15 protein-coding genes and 2 pseudogenes are annotated in these 17,108 nt (G+C 68.9%); 7 read left to right on the forward strand and 10 right to left on the reverse strand.

Features of this window, described 5'->3' with window-relative positions:
- Positions 1–86: 86 nt before the first annotated feature.
- Positions 87–1,433, forward strand: coding sequence for a UDP-N-acetylmuramoyl-L-alanine--D-glutamate ligase (gene murD, locus B116_RS0110735; protein WP_027660083.1), 1,347 nt, complete (start codon positions 87–89; stop codon positions 1,431–1,433).
- Positions 1,434–1,520: 87 nt separating this feature from the next.
- Here murD and B116_RS0110740 read toward each other — a convergent pair whose 3' ends face one another.
- The 5 genes from B116_RS0110740 to B116_RS0110760 all read right to left on the reverse strand — a co-directional run bounded on the left by B116_RS0110740 (position 1,521) and on the right by B116_RS0110760 (position 5,142).
- Positions 1,521–2,825: a hypothetical protein gene (locus B116_RS0110740; protein WP_027660084.1), complete on the reverse strand. Its 1,305-nt coding sequence runs from the start codon at positions 2,823–2,825 to the stop codon at positions 1,521–1,523.
- A complete protein-coding gene (locus B116_RS0110745) occupies positions 2,825–3,127 on the reverse strand; it encodes a hypothetical protein (protein WP_027660085.1) in 303 nt (100 codons plus the stop codon). Before B116_RS0110745 ends, B116_RS0110740 begins: the two co-directional genes overlap by 1 nt.
- Positions 3,124–3,678 (reverse strand): hypothetical protein, encoded by a 555-nt coding sequence (locus B116_RS0110750; RefSeq protein ID WP_223874561.1) that lies wholly within the window; start codon positions 3,676–3,678, stop codon positions 3,124–3,126. The genes B116_RS0110745 and B116_RS0110750 overlap by 4 nt, the downstream gene beginning before the upstream one ends.
- A 13-nt stretch (positions 3,679–3,691) precedes the next feature.
- The gene (locus B116_RS0110755; RefSeq protein ID WP_027660087.1) at positions 3,692–3,937 is read right to left on the reverse strand and encodes a hypothetical protein; all 246 of its coding nucleotides are present in this window, start codon (positions 3,935–3,937) and stop codon (positions 3,692–3,694) included.
- A gap of 173 nt (positions 3,938–4,110) precedes the next feature.
- Positions 4,111–5,142, reverse strand: coding sequence for an asparaginase (locus B116_RS0110760; protein ID WP_027660088.1), 1,032 nt, complete (start codon positions 5,140–5,142; stop codon positions 4,111–4,113).
- Positions 5,143–5,275: 133 nt separating this feature from the next.
- Here B116_RS0110760 and B116_RS0110765 point away from each other — a divergent pair, with 133 nt between their 5' ends.
- The 3 genes from B116_RS0110765 to B116_RS0110775 all read left to right on the forward strand — a co-directional run bounded on the left by B116_RS0110765 (position 5,276) and on the right by B116_RS0110775 (position 7,818).
- Positions 5,276–5,953, forward strand: a complete 678-nt coding sequence (locus B116_RS0110765; RefSeq protein WP_027660089.1) for a HEAT repeat domain-containing protein — start codon at positions 5,276–5,278, stop codon at positions 5,951–5,953.
- On the forward strand, positions 5,947–6,957 hold the full coding sequence (locus B116_RS0110770; protein WP_027660090.1) for a MerR family transcriptional regulator: 1,011 nt from the start codon (positions 5,947–5,949) through the stop codon (positions 6,955–6,957). Before B116_RS0110765 ends, B116_RS0110770 begins: the two co-directional genes overlap by 7 nt.
- A 117-nt stretch (positions 6,958–7,074) precedes the next feature.
- Positions 7,075–7,818, forward strand: coding sequence for a 3-oxoacyl-ACP reductase family protein (locus B116_RS0110775; RefSeq protein ID WP_027660091.1), 744 nt, complete (start codon positions 7,075–7,077; stop codon positions 7,816–7,818).
- Between the two features lie 94 nt (positions 7,819–7,912).
- Here B116_RS0110775 and B116_RS0110780 read toward each other — a convergent pair whose 3' ends face one another.
- The gene (locus B116_RS0110780; protein ID WP_027660092.1) at positions 7,913–8,752 is read right to left on the reverse strand and encodes an NAD(P)H-binding protein; all 840 of its coding nucleotides are present in this window, start codon (positions 8,750–8,752) and stop codon (positions 7,913–7,915) included.
- Positions 8,753–8,823: 71 nt separating this feature from the next.
- Between B116_RS0110780 and B116_RS0110785 the strand changes: the two genes are divergently transcribed.
- Entirely contained in the window at positions 8,824–9,762 is a 939-nt protein-coding gene (locus tag B116_RS0110785) for an AraC family transcriptional regulator (protein ID WP_027660093.1), read from the forward strand.
- A gap of 247 nt (positions 9,763–10,009) precedes the next feature.
- Here the strand turns inward: B116_RS0110785 and B116_RS27450 are convergent.
- Positions 10,010–10,324: pseudogene (locus tag B116_RS27450) on the reverse strand (IS982 family transposase); the annotation flags it as partial.
- Between the two features lie 405 nt (positions 10,325–10,729).
- Positions 10,730–11,242: a hypothetical protein gene (locus tag B116_RS0110795; RefSeq protein WP_027660095.1), complete on the reverse strand. Its 513-nt coding sequence runs from the start codon at positions 11,240–11,242 to the stop codon at positions 10,730–10,732.
- Positions 11,243–12,193: 951 nt separating this feature from the next.
- Here B116_RS0110795 and B116_RS0110800 point away from each other — a divergent pair.
- Positions 12,194–13,504 (forward strand): aspartate aminotransferase family protein, encoded by a 1,311-nt coding sequence (locus B116_RS0110800; RefSeq protein ID WP_027660096.1) that lies wholly within the window; start codon positions 12,194–12,196, stop codon positions 13,502–13,504.
- Positions 13,501–14,991, forward strand: a complete 1,491-nt coding sequence (locus B116_RS0110805) for a CoA-acylating methylmalonate-semialdehyde dehydrogenase (RefSeq protein ID WP_027660097.1) — start codon at positions 13,501–13,503, stop codon at positions 14,989–14,991. The genes B116_RS0110800 and B116_RS0110805 overlap by 4 nt, the downstream gene beginning before the upstream one ends.
- Here the strand turns inward: B116_RS0110805 and B116_RS0110810 are convergent.
- Together B116_RS0110810 and B116_RS25000 are read right to left on the reverse strand one after the other, a co-directional pair.
- On the reverse strand, positions 14,963–16,378 hold the full coding sequence (locus tag B116_RS0110810) for an acyltransferase family protein (RefSeq protein ID WP_027660098.1): 1,416 nt from the start codon (positions 16,376–16,378) through the stop codon (positions 14,963–14,965). The genes B116_RS0110805 and B116_RS0110810 overlap by 29 nt on opposite strands.
- A gap of 162 nt (positions 16,379–16,540) precedes the next feature.
- Positions 16,541–16,819 (reverse strand): annotated as a pseudogene (locus B116_RS25000) (hypothetical protein); the annotation flags it as partial.
- Positions 16,820–17,108 lie beyond the last annotated feature (289 nt).

Genomic DNA, 17,108 nt, shown 5'->3' on the forward strand with positions numbered 1-17,108 from the left:
CGCCATACTAGGCCCTGGTTCGTCCGCCGTGCCCGAGTGCGGCCCGGACCGACCACCGACGTCGTCGATATTTCGAGGGAGAGCCCGTGCGCCTGTCTGACCTGCGCGGACGCAAAGTCGCGGTCTGGGGGACCGGCCGGGAGGGACGAGCGGCGGTGACCGCGATCGCCGCGCACGGCCCGGCGGACCTGGTCGCCGTGGACGACGGCGGCTCGCCGGTCAGCCCGCCCTGGGACGGATTCCTCGCGGCGGCGGCACCGTTGGTCACCGGCGACGCGGGAAAGCAGCGGCTGGCCGCCGCCGACGTGGTGGTCCGCTCGCCGGGCGTGCCGAACACCCACCCGTGGCTGGCCGAGCTGCGGCGGCGCCAGGTGCCGGTCACCCAGGGCACAGCGCTCTGGATGGCCGACCACGCCGCCCGAACCGTCGGGGTCACCGGCAGCAAGGGCAAGAGCACCACCTCCAGCCTGATCAGCCACCTGCTCGCCGCGGTGGACCAGCCCAACGTCTTCGGCGGCAACATCGGGGTGCCGACGTTGGACCTGCCCGCGGCCGACCGCTACGTGCTGGAACTCTCCAGCTACCAATGCAGCGACCTGACCGACTCACCCCGGGTCGCGGTGGTGACCGCGCTCTTCCCCGAGCACCTGGACGCCCACGGCGGCGAACGGGAGTACTACCGCGACAAGCTCAACCTGCTGGCCCACGGCCCGGAGACCGTCGTGGTCAACGGCGCGGACCCCCGGCTCGCCGCCGAACTCGGTGACCGGCCCGTCGTGCGAGCCGGCACCCCCGACACCACCCACGTGGCGGGCGGGCCGGACGGCACGCCCTGGTTCCACCTCGGCGACCAGCCGCTCTTCCCCCGGGCGGTGCTGCCGCTGGTCGGACGGCACAACGAGGGCAACCTCTGCGTGGCGCTGGCCGTGCTCGACGTGCTCGGCGTCGACCTGCTCACCCGCCGGGACACCCTGGCGGTGGCCGTCGCCGGGTTCCAGGGGCTAGCCCACCGGCTCACCGAGATCGTTGACCCGTCCGGCCTCACCTTCGTCGACGACACCCTCGCCACCAGCCCGTACGCGGCCATGCACGCGATCGACGCGTACGACGGGCGGGCGTTGACTGTGATCGTCGGCGGTGCCGACCGGGGGCTGGACTACACGCCGCTGCGCGATCACCTCGCCGAGCGGGAGATCACCGTGATCGGCGTACCGGACAGCGGGGCGCGGATCGTCGCCGCGCTGGACGGGTTGCCGAAGGTCCGGTGCGAGGTCACCGGCGATCTCGTCGAGGCGGTTCGACTGGCCCGACGGGTCACTCCGGCCGGCGGGGTGGTGCTGCTGTCGCCGGCGGCACCGAGCTACGGGCAGTTCCGCAACTTCGAGCACCGCTCCGAGGTCTTCGCCCAGGCGGTCCGCGACACCGCCGGCTGAGCGGTGAACTGCACACCCCGCCCGGCGTCAGCCGGGGAAGGGTGGGCAGCAGGTATTGCGCGGTGATGTGACCCGAGTGCTGGTTGGTCAGACGGTGGGCCGGTCCGGTCGGGGTGCCCAGGTGATGCGGTCGGTCCACGCGCTGGCACCGACCTCGGTGGCCGGAAACGGGGTCACATCGTGGCTACGGGTGCCAAGGTCTGGGCGTTCCTTGCGTTCCTGCTCGTCAACCCGGATGAGGTTGGCCATGGCGTCTGCGTGTCGGGCTTCCACATTGACTAGAAAGTCGGTGAAGCCCCGCACGACACTGAGGAACGCCTCCTCCGGGTTGGTGCAGGCGGAGAAGGGACTGTTGACGGCATCGAGGTAGCTGTCAAGGGCGGTGATGAGGGTGCTGATGTGTTCGTAGCCGAGAGCTGCGTATGCGTTGCGGAGGCCCTCGAGCATGGTGGCGGCGCGTTTGCCTTCATCGGCCAACCAGCGGGCCTGCGCTTCGAGTTGGGTGAGGTAGGTCGTTGTGCTGTTGGCGTACTGGGTAAAGGCTTGGGAAGCGGCTCCTTCCCAGTAGAGCCTGAGGTTGGCCGCCTCGCCGGTCATCTCGGCGGACAGTTCGCTGTAGGTGTTGGCGACAGAGTGGATCAGGTCGGCACGGTTGTGGATGATCGGGGGGACGGATCGCCAGGCGTGGATCATGAGGTCGGTCAGCGGAAGTGGGTCACCGGTGCCCAGCCGGATCAGGAGGCCCTCGAGCTGCAGCAGCGTGCTTCGATGCTCCTTGATGAAGGTGTCGAGTTGGTCGCCACTGCCGTTCTCGTAGTAGGTGGTGCGACCGCCCTCGAAGCTGAAGTCGCTATAGATTGTCAGCGGTTCTTCGACGACCCGGGTGTGGGGCAGCGTCTCGGCCCGAGTGGCGGCAAGCCGTTCGTTGTCGTCGGGGATCGCCAGAATGGGCGCGTCGCCCGGCTGCAGCCGATCCGGTGGCGGTGCGACGATCCCAGCTCCGCCCGCATGGACACGGACCGGGTTGCCGTAGCCGACGCCAAGGGGCAGGTAGGGCTGCAGGTCCCGGTTGACTACGTCGAGAGTGGTTGCCACCTGCAGGTCGATGCCTTCGTAGTCCGCGGCGATCTGGAGTAGCCCGTCGGCCATTCGTTCCATCTCGTCACGTGCCTGATTAGCCTCGGTGGTCCGGTTGTTGAGCGCGGCAGCCCAGTCTCGGTGGAGCTGGTGGGAGATGCCGTCGAGAGTGCCCCACGCCGAGCGGGGGATGGATCCGATGTCGGTGAGATAGCGGCGGATGGCGCTGTAGGTGGTGCCGTCCTCGTAGCGTTCCCGACCGAAGGCCACCAGGACCTGTGTCTCAACGGTAAGGGTGGAGAGGTCGGTATTCATCACGTCTGCTCCTGGCCATCCGGTGGCTCGGACGGGATGAACTCCTCGACGCCCAGCGACGAGCCGAAGTAGTCGATGCGCAGTTGCCGGTACTGCCGTCGATGGTCGGCGACCGCAGCTACCAGCGCGGTGCGGATCTCAATGGCGACCTCCTCCTCAGTGCAGCGGCGCAGCAGGCCGGGGCGGATGTGCACGTCAAGCTCCCCGTCGTGGTGGCGGACAACTTCCACCCATTGATTGGTAGAGAGACCGACGGCCCGGATGCGGCCCACATCGGCGAAGTATCGGGTCAGACTATTCACCGGGTGCCTTCGTCTGTAGTCGTCAGGGTCATCGTGAGGTCGGTGATCCGCTGCACGGTGTCGTTGGTGTAGGAGACGGTCTGCTCTTCGGACCGGTCAGGGCCGGTAAGCGAGGCGCGGACGTGGGTGTAACGCCATTCCGAGATTGCGTAGACAGTGGCGAAGACCTTGTCGTTGATCAGATTCAAGCAGGATCTCGCCGTCCGGTACCGCTCGGCACCCGGAAAGGGGAATTCTCTGCCATAGCAGGGGCTGCCCATGACCATTTTTTGTAGCGTCGCGGCATCGCCGCCATCAATAATGCTTATCCGAACTTCGCCGATGTACCCCTGGTCGGCGGAAGTTAAGTCGAACTCGCAAACCAGGAGGTGGCTCGGGTCCGGCTGGGTGTGCGCCACCGTCCACGACCCTGGCACCGTATCCGGCAGCATCGTGGCCACTTCGTCGCAGGATGGCAACGCTGCTTGCTCGCTCCACGGTGCCCACTGCCACAGCCCAAGGAGTCCCAGACCCAGAGCAGCGACCGTAGTCATCGCGATTAGCCGCTTCATTCCCACCGGCTACTCACCGCCAGCCAGGGCGACGCTGGTCCTGACCAGACTGGTCATCCTGGGTCGGCTGTTGCAGGTGGGCCAAGGCCAACCGGGCTGCTGCCCGTACCTGCCGGGCCAGCGATTCCTCGGTGTGGCGGTGCAGACTCCGTACCTGAACGTCTACCTGCCCGTCCAGGGAGGCGATGATCCGGATCGTGTGGTCTGGCGAGTGCACGTCCGCACCGGCCTCGACTTGCCCTCGGGAGCCGGCGGTCATCGGACCGACGTTCTTCCTGTGGTGCCTGCCGGCTGGCTTCCGGATCGGAACCTAGGGGTTTCGAGTCGTGCGGGGCTCATCCAGATGATTATACCGAAGTTGATCAGTCTCAGGTCACTCCAAGAAAGAGGAGGAGGTAGCAGTGAGCCTCCTATTCATCGATCCGTCTGATGTCAGGGGGTGCCGGCCCAGGGCCAGTGGGCGGGATCTCCGGTGCCACCGGCGGCGGCGAATCCGGCGGCGATGGTGTCGCGGTCGGCGCCGGCGGCGAGCAGGGTGTGCAGCAGGATACGCGCCTTGTAGGTGTCGAGGAAGCCCGCACCGATCAGTCCTCGCTGCCGCAGGTCGCTCTCCGAGCCGGGGAAGGCGTAGGTGGCTTCCAGGACCGGCCCGGCGCCGATGCGGGAGGTGAGCACGACCGGGATCCTCGCCGTGAGGGCGGTGAGTTGGTTGATGAGGCGTTGGGGTACGTGGCCGACACCGAAGCCGGCCACGACGAGACCGTCCAGGTGATCGGCGCCGGCGAGCAGGGTGCCATCGTCGCCGACGGTGACGGTGTACAGCCCGACCCGGGGCGTCCGGGCGACCGCCGCCAGTGGCACGGTCAGCCGGTGGGGCGGGTAGACGAGCAGCCGAGCCACGCCCTCAACGACGTGGCCGAGCGGGCCGGTGTTCGGCGAGCGGAAGGTGCCGCCACTGGTGGAGTGCGTCTTGCGGACGTACCGCGCGGCGTGGATCTCGTCAGCGAAGACCACCAGCGCGCCGAGTCCGCGGGCGGTGGGGCTGGCGGCGGTGTGGATCGCGGCGAGGACGTTCGCCGGGCCGTCGGCACCGGCCTGGGTCGGGTTGCGCATCGCCCCGGTCACCACGATGGGCGCGTCGCCGGTGTGCAGCAGGTCGAGCAGGTAGGCGGTCTCCTCGATGGTGTCGGTGCCCTGAGTGACCACGACGCCATCCACGTCGCCGGTCCCGGTGCGCTCGGCGATCAGGGCGGCGAGCCCGGTGAGGTCGTCGAGGCGCAGGGAGGCGCTCGGTAGTTGGCGGAAGGTCTGGACCTGTACGCCGATGCCGGTGTCGGCGGCCCCAGGGATGGTGGCGATGAGGTCTTCGGCGGTGAGGGTCGGCACGACGCCGCCAGCGCCATCGGTCATGGCGATCGTGCCGCCGAGGGAGAGCATCAGCACCGATGCCGGCTGCTCCGTCACCGCACCTCCTCGTCCGGGTGTACCGGCGGCAGCCTGTCACAGTTTCCGGATGAAGCCGAGGCGGCTCGGCCGATCCGCTTGACCTTGACACCGTGACAAGGTCTTGACTGCGTCCGGGAGGTGGTATTTACCCATGAACCCAGTTTCGAACACCCGCCGCGCGGTGGCGGCCTTGAGCGCCGAGGCATCGTCAAGCCGACTGCAGGCGGCCATGCTGCTCGGCACGCACCCCGACCCGAACGTTGTCACCGTGCTGGTGCAACGGTGCGCGGTCGAGCCGGACTTCTTCGTGCGGGACATGCTCACCTGGGCGCTCACTCGCCTCCCGGAGGCGGTCACGCTGCCCAAACTCCTCGCCGAGCTCACGTCCGCGCAGCCCCAGGCTCGTAGCCAGGCCCTGCACTCGCTATCCAAGATCAATAACCGGAGTGTGTACCCCTCGATCGTCGGGACTCTGCTGCGCGACCCCGACGACGAGGTCGCGCGGACCGCCTGGCGGGCGGCGGTCGTTCTCGTCCCCGAGGGGGAGCAGAGGGCGCTGGCCGCGGAGTTGGTCACCCAGCTCGGTCGGGGGGACCGGGACGTGCGGCTGAGCCTCAGCCGGGCACTGGTCGGCCTCGGTGCGGCGGCCCTGCCGGCCCTTGCTGCCGGCGTCAGTAGCCCGGAGCCGAGGACGCGGGAACACGCCCACGCCACGCTGCTACTTCTGCGCGACCCGGAGGCCGACTACGACGAGCTCATCGAGGAGGCGCGACGGCTCGTTGCCCGCAAGGTGGGCCCGATGGGTGCAGAAGAGGAGCCGCCATGCTGATCGGCGACGTGGCACGCCGCTCGGGAGTGAGCACCCGCATGCTTCGGCACTACGACTCTCTGGGGCTGGTACGACCGACCGGCCGCACCGCGGGCGGCTACCGAGAATACTCGGACGAGGACGTACGGCGACTCTTCCACGTGGAGAGCCTGCGGTCACTGGGGCTGTCGCTGCGCCAGATCACCCGGGCACTCCAGGACCCCACCTTTACGCCGGCCGGTCTGGTCGGTGACCTCATCACCTGGGCCGAAGAGCGGCTGAACCGGGAACGGGAGCTGCTCGACCGGCTGCGTACAGTCGCCGCCTCGGCGCCCACCGGATGGCCGGACGTCCTCCGTATCACCGAACTCATAACCGGGCTCAACTCACCCAGCGCCGCCCTGCGTCAGCGGAGTGCCCTGGCCCCCGCAGCGGACGTACGGGTCCCCGCTGAGCTGCTGGCCGGCGCGGTCCTCACCGAAGCCGAGCCGAATGTGGCCGGCGCGCTGCGGTGGGCGCTCGGGCGGGCGGACGGGGACGCCCTGGCAACCCTGGCGTGCGGTGCCCACTCCGAGAATGTGGACATCCGCCGCCGCGCGATCCAGGCGGTTGCCGAGTTGACCGGGGACGAGGCGACCGCAGTGCTCGTGGACGCCCTCGACGACCCGGATCCGACGGTCCGCCGACGCGCGGCCCTGGCGCTCGGGACGCACGGCGAGGTGGCGGCCGTGCCCGCCCTCATTGACCTGGTGGTCGAGGGCGGGCACGACGTCGAGGCGGCCGAGCACCTGGGCGCCCTGGCAACGGACCCAGCCCGCGCTGAACAGATCGTCAGCGCGCTCTCCGACGAACTCGCCGCCCCCACTGCGGACTCCGCCGCCCGCAGCCGCCTCACCCAGGCCATCCTGGAGCTGCCTCGAACTGTTGCGCAGCCCGTCCTGCGACGGTTGTCCCGCGACGATGACCCGGTGGTGGCATGGACCGCCGCGGCCTATCTGGAAGACGAAGACGCCACGTCACGTTAAGGGGTGGTGCTCGGCACTTCTCGGCCGGAACGCGACGTCGGATTGCCGCCAGACTCCCTGCCCGCAGCATGTGAACAATGCATTTGTTCACGAACACAACAGGAGAGATGAGCGAACATGAGTACGGTACTTGGCGGCAAGGTGGCATTCGTGACCGGCGGCAGCCGTGGCATCGGCGAGGCCGTGGCGCTGAGGCTGGCAGCGGATGGCGCCGACGTCGCGTTGACCTACCGGGACAGTGTGGAGCGCGCGGCGGATGTCGTCGACCGGATCAAGGCGCTGGGGCGCCGGGCCTGGGCGGTCCAGGCTGACAGCGCGGACCCGACTGCGGTGCGCACGGCCGTGGATCAGGCTGTCGCGGAGTTCGGGCGGCTCGACATCGTGGTCAACAACGCGGGGATTCTGGTGCGCGGTCTGGTCGAAGACATGTCACTGGAGGACATCGACCGCGTCTTGAGCGTCAATGTCCGGGCACCCTTCGTGGCTTCCCAGGCGGCGGTACGGCACATGACCGAAGGCGGAAGGATCATCAATATCGGCAGTTGCCTGGCCGAGCGGGTGCCGCTCCCCGGTGTCTCGCTGTATTCGATGAGTAAGACCGCGTTGATCGGCCTGACCAGGTCGTTGGCCCGCGAGCTGGGTGCCAGGGGGATCACCGCCAACCTGGTCCATCCCGGGCCGACGGAGACCGACATGAACCCCGCCGACGCCGAGGGCGCCGATGTGCAGCAGAGCTTCACCGCACTCGGTCGTTTCGGCCAGTCGTCGGACATCGCCGCGACCGTCGCCCACCTCGCGGGTGACGGTGGTCGCTATGTCACTGGTGCCGCCATCGCTGTGGACGGTGGCTTCGCCGCTTGACCCTGGCGGCGACTCCGCCGCTGGATCCACGCGGACCGACTCAGGCCGCTGTCCTCAGCGGCGTGGCCTGAGTCGATCCGCATGGCACCGCAGGCTATGCCCCGCCCCAGACGCCGGTGGCCGCGGTGCTCGTGGCGTAGTCGGCGAAGTCGCGCGGCGGCCGGCCGAGGGCGCGCGCAACACCGTCGGCCACCTGGGCGTTTCGCCCATCCAGCAGGGTCGTGAAGAGGTGTGTCAGCAAGTCGATCGCCTCAGCGGGAACGCCTACGGCGGCCAGGTCGTCCGCGTACTCGTCGGGGGAAACCCGCACGAAGTTGATGGTGCGACCCGTGACTCTGGAGATCTCGGCGATCGCCTCACCGAAGGTGAGTAGTCGGGGCCCGGTCAACTCGTAGAGCTGCCCGGCATGTTTGTCATCGGTCAGCGCCGCCGTGGCCACCTCGGCGATGTCGTCGGCGTCCACGAACGGCTCGGGTACGGCCCCGACCGGGAGAACCACCTCACCGCCGCGGACCGGCCCCAGGAGGTAGTCCTCACTGAAGTTCTGGTTGAACCAGCTCGACCGCAGGACCGTCCACTCCACCCCGGCGGACTGGACATGCTCCTCGGCGGTCTGGGCACTCTCCTCCCCGCGGCCGGAGAGCAGTACCAGTCGGGAGACTCCGGCCGCCACCGCGAGATCGGTGAACGCGGAAACCGTCTTCAGCGCCCCCGGCGCGGAGAGGTCCGGGTGGTAGGAGAGGTAGACGGCCCCCACGTCCCGCAGGGCCGGTGCCCAGGTTGCCGGGTCGGTCCAGTCGAAGGGCTGCTGGGCGGCGCGGGAACCAACCCGCACCGGTACGCCCTGATCCCGCAGGCGGGCCACGATGCGCCGGCCGGTCTTTCCGGTGCCGCCGAGGACCAGGGTGTGCTGTTGCTTTCGCTGGTTTGCCATACGCCCAGTGAAGAGCAACAGCCCGAGACGGAACATAGCTGATCCGCGCGAACTTGTGTTCAATCGTCTACGTGGACGCGGTCGTAGGTCTTTTGGATGGACCCCGAGCCCAGGGGGCGTTCCTGTTGCGCTCGGTCCTGACCCCGCCGTGGTCCATAGCGATCCGGGACGAGGCGCCCCTCACCCTGGTGGCCCTGGTTCGAGGTGACGCTTGGGTTGCGCCGGAGGAGGGTACGGCGGTCCGGTTGACCCCGGGGGACACCGCGATCGTTCGCGGCCCCGCCCCGTACCTGATCGCCGATGACCTCTCCACGGCACCGCAAGCCGTCATCCGTCCCGGCCAACGCTGCACCGGCCCCGATGGTCGGGAACTCTCCGGGATGAGCGAGTGGGGGGTGCGGACCTGGGGCAACAGCGTGGACGGCCCGACGATGCTACTGACCGGCACGTACCCGATGTGGGGTGAGGTCAGCCAACGGCTGCTGACCGCACTGCCGCCGCTGCTCGTCGTGCCCGGCGACTCCTGGGACTCACCGTTGATCCCACTGCTGGCCGACGAGATCGTCAAGGACGACCCCGGTCAGGAAGCGGTCCTCGACCGGCTGCTCGACCTGTTGCTCATCGCGGTGCTGCGGGAGTGGTTCGCCCGTCCCGGCGCTGAACCCCCCGGCTGGTACCAGGCGCATAGCGACTCCGTCGTCGGCCCTGCCCTGCGAATGCTGCACCATGATCCGGCCCGGCCGTGGACCGTGGCGGCACTGGCCGCCGAAACCGGGGTCTCCCGGGCGGCGCTGGCCCGGCGGTTCACCGCACTGGTTGGTGAACCGCCGATGTCCTATCTGACCGGCTGGCGGTTGAGCCTCGCCGCCGACCTGCTTCGGGAGCCGGACGCCACCGTCGGCGCGGTCGCCCGCCAGGTGGGCTACGGCAGCTCCTTCGCGCTGAGTACCGCCTTCAAGCGTCGCCGTGGCGTGAGCCCCCGTGCGCACCGATCGGCCGCTGGGCGGTAGCAGTTCGAGGGCGACCATGGTGGGATGTGGATGAAACCGGGAACCGCTGGTGCTGAGGTCGGTGCCTGCTCCAGGCGGACAGGCAGTGGGGGCAAGGGCTGATACTACTGAGGGTAGTCCGCACCAGTGAAGAGGAGCGCGGTATGGGACGGCTGAACCACGTTGCCAGGATCCTCATGACGGCCGGGGGCACTCTAACGCTCGCCTCTATGGCCTTAAACGGAGCTAGACGATCTATTCCGAGGGATCAGTGGTCGTAAGCGATGAGGGAGCGCATGACGGGTTGGCCGGTGGTCCAGTTGTGCCAGATCGCGGCGGTCATCGCGAGGATGCGTTGTGCGACGCGTACGAGTACGCCGGTGGCGGTACGGCCGCCGTGTCTTTCGAGGTCGAGTTGACCTTTGAGGGTCTGGTTGACGGACTCGATGCCTTGTCGTACTGCGCGTAGTAGCGTCCGTCCGGGGCGTGGCTGCTCGGTCCGGTAGGCGGGGCGGATCATGGTGACGCCGCGTTCGGTCAGCTGTCGTTCGGTGGCAGCGTCGCGGTAGCCCTTGTCCACGACCGTCTAGAGTATCCCCGCTATCCCTTGCGCTACTCGGAGTAGCCATCATCGGTGGGGTTCCCATGGTTGTCGATGGAGAACTGAAAAAGCGGCGGGAGCGATAGGAATCTCCCACCAGGAGGTCCCTACCTCCGGGTTGACCAGGCAGGTAGGGGCCTCCATCATTGCGGGGTTTACCTTGCGATTCGTGGTGCTCCGAGCAGGTCGTGGGTAAGCAGCCCGGCGTATGGCTGGTTGTGCAGCTGAGAAGGCGCCGGCCCGCGTCGCGTTACCGGGCAGCAGGACCGACGGCGTCCAATCGTGCGGGCCGGCGGCGGCGGAGTCGGCGGAATAGCCGGATCATGCGCGTGCTCCCTCACCCTCGACCGGTGGGTGAGGCCTCCGCCCTTTCGGCTGCAACCGCCCCTACCTGATCTGCCGGTCGGCGGTCGCGAGCTCACGGAGCTTGTCCGCTACAGTCCTGGCTGCTGCTTGGTCGTGGCCTGCGCGTGGCCTGTGGTCGGGATCGGCGAGGATTGCCTGCGCTAGAGCGGTGAGCTCGGACGCGGGTAACGATATGTGACTATCCTGAATCAGGAAATCAATGCTTTTGCTCGACTGTTGGTCGATGGCCACCAAAAGGAGCTGGTTTTGGTTCTCGGTCCTGGGGCGCAACTCCACCTTGGCGCTACGTAGATCGATACGGCGGCGTAGCAGGATGCGTCGCTCGATGAGGATCGTGCCCCTGAGCCAGATCTTGTATCTGCCTATGCTGAGGAATCCCCAGGTCATGGCACCCGTCATGTAGAGCAGGGCGCCCAGGATGATGATGTAAACGACGTGGAGGAGGATGTTCCCCAGGCTGAAGTTGCCATTGGTGAAAAACTCCCGTACCGCATTGACCATACTCACCATCACCATCGCGGTGATCGGTGCCATGACGATTCCTCCGAGTAGGGCGAGGCTGCATCCCGGTGACGTGCCCGCCGACAGGTGTACCCGCTTCCTGCTCACGGCATTTCGCTCCGCATGATCATCGGCACAGGCTAGCAGGTGCTCTAAAGGGGAGCGGTCGGAAGCGTGGGCCGGGCAGCGGCCAGGGCGGCGGGTGCCAATGCTGCTGGCCGCCAGTGGAACCAGGGTTAGTTTCGCTGTCGAGCTGCCCCGCCAGCGGGACCGGCACCAAGGCTCGACCCGGGCTGCCGCGAGCAGGTGTTATGAGCCGGAATAGACCGAGGTATCGATCGAGGCGGGTGCGCCGCCACCAGTCGACCAACATGGACGTACCAGCTCCGCCGACGCAAACGCGGTCGGCGCGGTCCTTCGGCGGCAGGCCAGGCACCGGCGGGCTGCTGGGCGGGCGCGGGTATTGCTGCGCCCCAGCTATGCGGGCAACTCGACAGCGGGCGGCACCGCACCGCCTGGTCACGGCAGGACGATGCTCGGTCGCCCGCCCGGGTGTCCCGGCGAGCCCGTTCAACGCTGAGCGGGCCGGCCAGGTACCGCACGGCCTCCCTCGCGTACCCACGGCACCACGGTGTTTGTGGAACTCATGGTGACGCAGGACCTTGATGAAGTCGATCTCTGGTAGGGCCACCCCCAGATCAAGGTCCGGCGGCATTTTCACTGCAGCGACGTCTCGGCCGATCCGGACAAGCCGAGACCGTCACCTACCGCACTGGCCTCGTCGCCCGGAATGGCTCATTGAACTGAGCACCGTATTGGACATCGTCTGGGCCACGCCCTTCGGTGCTGCTTGATCAATCCTCGGAGCATCTCGTTGACGTGGTGTCAGGTGGACGGTGCGGTGACGCTACACGGTGCCAGTTGTTCGTGGTGCGCGGTGGTGAGAGCGTGCGGTCATCACCCACCGCGTTGAGAGGTGTCACTATGACCACTGACGATCTGCTGGCCCGACACCGGGCGGTGCTCCCGTCCTGGATGCCGCTCTACTACGACGAACCGCTCGAACTCGTCGCTGGCCAGGGGCGTCGGGTCACCGATGCGCAGGGTCGTACCTACCTGGATTTCTTCGGTGGCGTGCTGACCAACAGCATCGGGTACGACATTCCGGAGATCCGGGAGGCGGTGGAGCGCCAGTTGCGTACCGGGCTCGTGCACACCTCGACGCTCTACCTGATCCGACAGCAGGTGGAGCTGGCCGAGAAGGTGGCCCGGCTGTCCGGCATCCCGGACGCCCGGGTCTTCTTCACCAACTCCGGCACCGAGGCCAACGAGGCCGCGCTGCTGATGGCCACCAACCATCGGCGGTCGCACCAGATCCTCGCGGTGCGCAACAGCTATCACGGCCGGTCGTACGCGACCATCGGGGTCACCGGCAACCGGGGCTGGTCGGCGAGCCCACTGAACCCGTTGCAGGTGGCCTGGCTGCACTCGGGAGAGCGGCTGCGGGGCCTGCTGGCCCGGCTGCCCGAGGTGGATCGGATCGACGCGGCGGTGGAGGATCTGCGGGAGGTTTTGGCCACCCAGACCTCGGGTGATGTCGCCTGTCTGATCGCCGAGCCGATTCAGGGCGTCGGCGGATTCGTGCACGGCCCGGACGGGCTGCTCGCCGGCTGGCGCAAGGTGCTTGACGAGCACGGCATCCTGCTCATCTCGGACGAGGTGCAGACCGGCTGGGGGCGTACCGGCACGCACTTCTGGGGCTACCAGGCCCACGGGGTGACCCCAGACATGATCACCTTCGCCAAGGGTATCGGCAACGGGTTCGCGCTCGCCGGTGTGGTCGGGCGGGCCGAGGTGGTCGAGTCGGTGCCGGCGATCAGCTTCTCAACCTTCGGCGGCAACCCGATCTCCGCCGCAGCCGGCAACGCGGTGCTCGACTACCTGCTCGACAACGATCTGCAAGCCAACGCGGACCGGGTCGGCACGATCCTCATCGAGGGGTTGCGCGCCGCGGTCGGCGGGCTGCCCGGGGTCGCCGAGGTACGCGGCAAGGGGCTGATGCTCGGCGTCGAGTTCGTCCACCCGGGCACCGCTGACCCGGATCCCGGGCGGGCCGCCCAGGTGTTCGAGGCGTGCCGGGCCAGCGGCCTGCTCGTCGGCAAGGGCGGCCTGTACGGGAACGTGGTGCGGATGGGCCCGCCGTTGACCCTGACCGAGGAGGAGGCCCGCGAGGGTCTGGCGATTCTGGTGGACGCGATCCGGTCCGGCGGGACCGCGGCGCGGGTGACGGCATGAACCTCATCGGGCACTTCGTGGACGGCAAGCCGCTCTCCGGCACGGCGGTGCGCCGCGGCGATGTCTTCGACCCGGCCACCGGTGCGCGTACCGCGGAGGTCGAGCTGGCCTCCGCCGCGGAGGTGGCGGCAGCGGTCGAGGCCGCCGACCGGGCTGCGCGGAGTTGGCGGGACGCCTCCCTGTCGCGGCGCACGGCGGTGCTCTTCGCCCTCCGGGAGCTGGTTCACGCCCGGCGTGACCGGCTCGCCGAGGTGATCACCGCGGAGCACGGCAAGGTGCTCGCCGACGCCGCCGGTGAGGTGCAGCGCGGGCTGGAGGTGATCGAGTACGCCTGCGGCATCCCCTCGGCGATGCGCGGCGGGTTCAGCGAGAACGTCTCGACCGAGGTGGACTCCTACAACCTTCGCCAGCCCCTCGGGGTGGTGGCGGTGATCAGTCCGTTCAACTTCCCGGTGATGGTGCCGCTCTGGTTCGTGCCGGTCGCGGTGGCGACCGGCAACGCGGTGGTGCTCAAGCCCAGCGAGAAGGATCCGAGCGCGGCGCTGCTGCTGGCGGAGTGGTTCGCTGAGGCGGGCCTGCCACCGGGGGTGCTCAACGTGATCAACGGGGACAAGGAGGCCGTGGACGCCCTGTTGGATCATCCGGCGGTACGGGCGGTGTCGTTCGTCGGCTCCACGCCGGTCGCCCGGCACGTGCACCAGCGTGCGTCGCTGGCGGGTAAGCGGGTGCAGGCCCTCGGCGGGGCGAAGAACCACATGGTGGTGCTCCCCGACGCGGATCTGGACCTGGCCGCCGACGCCGCCGTCAACGCGGGGTTCGGGTCAGCGGGGGAGCGCTGCATGGCGATCTCGGCGCTGGTCGCGGTGGAGCCGGTCGCGGACGCGCTGGTCGAGAAGATCGCCGAGCGGATGGCGGGGCTGCGCACCGGCGACGGCCGGCGCGGCTGCGACATGGGTCCGCTGGTCACCGCCGCACACGCCGAGCGGGTGCGCTCGTACGTCGAGGCGGGCGTGGCGGCGGGCGCGGTGCCGGTGGTGGACGGGCGGGACGTGCGCCCCGACGGGGACCCGAACGGCTACTGGTTGGGCCCGACCCTGTTCGACCGGGTCACCCCGGAGATGTCGGTCTACACCGACGAGATCTTCGGGCCGGTGCTGTCGGTGCTCCGGGTCGGTTCCTACGAGGAGGCGGTCCACCTGGTCAACATCAACCCGTACGGCAACGGGACGGCCATCTTCACCAACGACGGGGGCGCCGCCCGGCGCTACCAGCACGAGGTGGAGGTGGGCATGGTCGGGATCAACGTGCCGATCCCGGTGCCGATGGCGTACTACTCCTTCGGCGGCTGGAAGGCGTCGCTCTTCGGCGACCTGCACGCGCACGGTGAGGACGGGGTGCGTTTCTTCACCCGGGGCAAGGTGGTCACCAGCCGTTGGTTGGATCCCCGACACGGTGGGGTCAACCTCGGGTTCCCCACCCAGACCTGAGTAGCCGCAGGGTGCCCGCCCCGGCCAGGTAGGCCACCAGCGCCGGGACGGGCAACCCGAGCAGCAGCGGGGCGTCCCGTGGGGCGGTCGCGTTGATGACGAGCGCGGCGACGATGGCGACGAAGGCGGCGACGGCGAGCCCACTGCGGCCGGTGGCCCGCCAGCGGTGCTCCGCCCGGTCGTCCGATGGTGGGAAGGGCCCTCGGGCGGCCGGGGGGCGGCCGGTGCGCGCCTCGATCGGACCGAAGATGGCGACCAGGGCGGCCAGAAACACACCGATGATCAGGACCCAGGGGATCCGCCACGCCAGCCAGGCGGCAGTGCCGGCGGTCGGGGTCGGCAGCAGCCCCACGGCGTCCAGGGCGCCGATCGCCAGGATCGCCGCGCTCAGGTGCCACAGAAAGACCGTCAGTACGACGCTGTTCACCGCGATCACCGCCATCCAGGGGCGGTCGCGGCGCAGCCAGCGCTGCGCCGGCCGGCGCAGCAGCAGGAGGAGCCCGAGCTGCGCGGTGCTCACCGCCAGCAGTGCGAGGCTGGGCGGGGCGGCGTTGTTCAGCCGCTCACCCGGGATGTTGATCATGCTGACCGGGTACGGGCCGGGGCCGGTCAGCAGCACCGCCACCGCCAACCCGCCGAGCAGCGCCGTCCAGCCGGCCCGCCGGGACAGCGGTAGCCGTCGGGTCCGGAGCCCCGCCGAGCGGCCCCGCGGTTCCGTAGCGTCAGCCTCTTTCTTGTCCGCGTTGTACCAGGCGAAGCCGAGCTGGTGAATGGCCAGCCAGCCGAAGAGGTAGTTCGGCAGGGCGGCGTCGTCCAGGCCGAGTTCGCGAGTCAGGTCGCCCGCCGCGACCAGGGCGGCCAGTGCCACCGGTACGAGCAGCCCGTACCGCCGGTGCAGCGCGTACATCAGCGGGGTCAGCGGCACCACGAGGAGGTACGCGGCGAGGAACCACAGCGGGATGGTGGCGAAGTAGACCACGGTCCGGATCAACGACGGGTCGGCGCCGCCGAGCCGGGCGGCGAGGCCAGCGGCGGCGAGAACGAGCACCAGCACGCTGGTGGGCCGGAGCAGGCGGGCACTCCGGCCGAGCAGCCAGCCGGTGGCATCACCGCCCCGATGGCGGTGCGAGGTCAGGGACGCGGCGTTGGCGTACCCACCGACCAGGAAGAAGATCGGCATGACCTGGACCGCCCAGGTCAGTGGGTAGGCCCAGGGCAGGTCGGGTAGCGCGGAGCGCGCGGTGGGTTGCCCGGAGGCGTCATGCCCGATGTCCACGACGCTCCAGTGACCGAGAACGACCATGACGATGGCGAGGGCCCGGAGCAGGTCGAGGTAGCGGTTCCGGCTCGCCGGTGTCGCCTCGGCGAGTCGGCGCAGGCGGCCCATGAGCGCAAGCGTAGGGGAGGATGATGTTCATCCGTCGGCGTTCGCCCAGACGTGGCTGTTGGCCGGCACCCTGGTTCGGGTGCCGGCCAACAGTTTCTTTCCCCCTTGTGTGGGTTAGGTCTGTGGGTGGGGGTTTGTTTGTGCCTGGTGGTGTGGGTGGGGTCAGCTGGTCCAGTGCTCGGCGACGAGGTCGGCGGCCTGGGTCTCCCACTGGGCGTAGTGGAACGGGTAGGCCGACACCTGCACCGTCTGCGCGGCTTCGGTCAACGGCATGTCCTGCCAGCCCTCGACCTGCTTCAAACCCTCCAGGAACGCGGTGGTGGAGTAGGCGGGGTCGGTGATCTGCTCCACCGTGCCCCAACCGGACGACGGGCGCTGCTGGAACAGGCCCTTCGAGTCGTGGTCGTTGCGGTCACCCAGGTGACCCAGGTTCTCCAGCTGCCGCCATCGGCGGGGCGCCTGCTCGGTCGTACGCAGGGTGTAACGCCCCGACGGCCGCCGAGATTCCACCACCACCATGCCCGCGGTCACACCTCAAATCGGTGTAAACCACACAAAAACTGCCTGAAGTCCGGAATGGGTCAGCCGGCGCTTCTCTGCTGATTCCGTCGAGGCGTGATCATGTCAGGTCGGCGTTGTCCGGGGTGTGCCGACGGGTCCGGCGGGTCGGCCGCGCGGTCGCTGTCCGGGTGCTTTCGCGCTGGTCAGGGCCGGTTGCCGGACGGGCTCC

It is taken from the genome of Salinispora fenicalii (genome assembly GCF_000514815.1).
In the GTDB taxonomy this organism is placed as follows: domain Bacteria; phylum Actinomycetota; class Actinomycetes; order Mycobacteriales; family Micromonosporaceae; genus Micromonospora; species Micromonospora fenicalii.

Excerpts from the sequence above, each read along its gene's own strand:
- B116_RS0110740 (WP_027660084.1), bottom strand. The coding sequence starts at position 2,825 with ATGAATACCGACCTCTCCACCCTTACCGTTGAGACACAGGTCCTGGTG.
- B116_RS0110750 (WP_223874561.1), bottom strand. The coding sequence starts at position 3,678 with ATGAAGCGGCTAATCGCGATGACTACGGTCGCTGCTCTGGGTCTGGGA.
- B116_RS0110755 (WP_027660087.1), bottom strand. The coding sequence starts at position 3,937 with ATGACCGCCGGCTCCCGAGGGCAAGTCGAGGCCGGTGCGGACGTGCAC.
- B116_RS0110765 (WP_027660089.1), top strand. The coding sequence starts at position 5,276 with ATGAACCCAGTTTCGAACACCCGCCGCGCGGTGGCGGCCTTGAGCGCC.
- B116_RS0110770 (WP_027660090.1), top strand. The coding sequence starts at position 5,947 with ATGCTGATCGGCGACGTGGCACGCCGCTCGGGAGTGAGCACCCGCATG.
- B116_RS0110775 (WP_027660091.1), top strand. The coding sequence starts at position 7,075 with ATGAGTACGGTACTTGGCGGCAAGGTGGCATTCGTGACCGGCGGCAGC.
- B116_RS0110780 (WP_027660092.1), bottom strand. The coding sequence starts at position 8,752 with ATGGCAAACCAGCGAAAGCAACAGCACACCCTGGTCCTCGGCGGCACC.
- B116_RS0110795 (WP_027660095.1), bottom strand. The coding sequence starts at position 11,242 with ATGGCACCGATCACCGCGATGGTGATGGTGAGTATGGTCAATGCGGTA.
- B116_RS0110800 (WP_027660096.1), top strand. The coding sequence starts at position 12,194 with ATGACCACTGACGATCTGCTGGCCCGACACCGGGCGGTGCTCCCGTCC.
- B116_RS0110805 (WP_027660097.1), top strand. The coding sequence starts at position 13,501 with ATGAACCTCATCGGGCACTTCGTGGACGGCAAGCCGCTCTCCGGCACG.
- B116_RS0110810 (WP_027660098.1), bottom strand. The coding sequence starts at position 16,378 with ATGGGCCGCCTGCGCCGACTCGCCGAGGCGACACCGGCGAGCCGGAAC.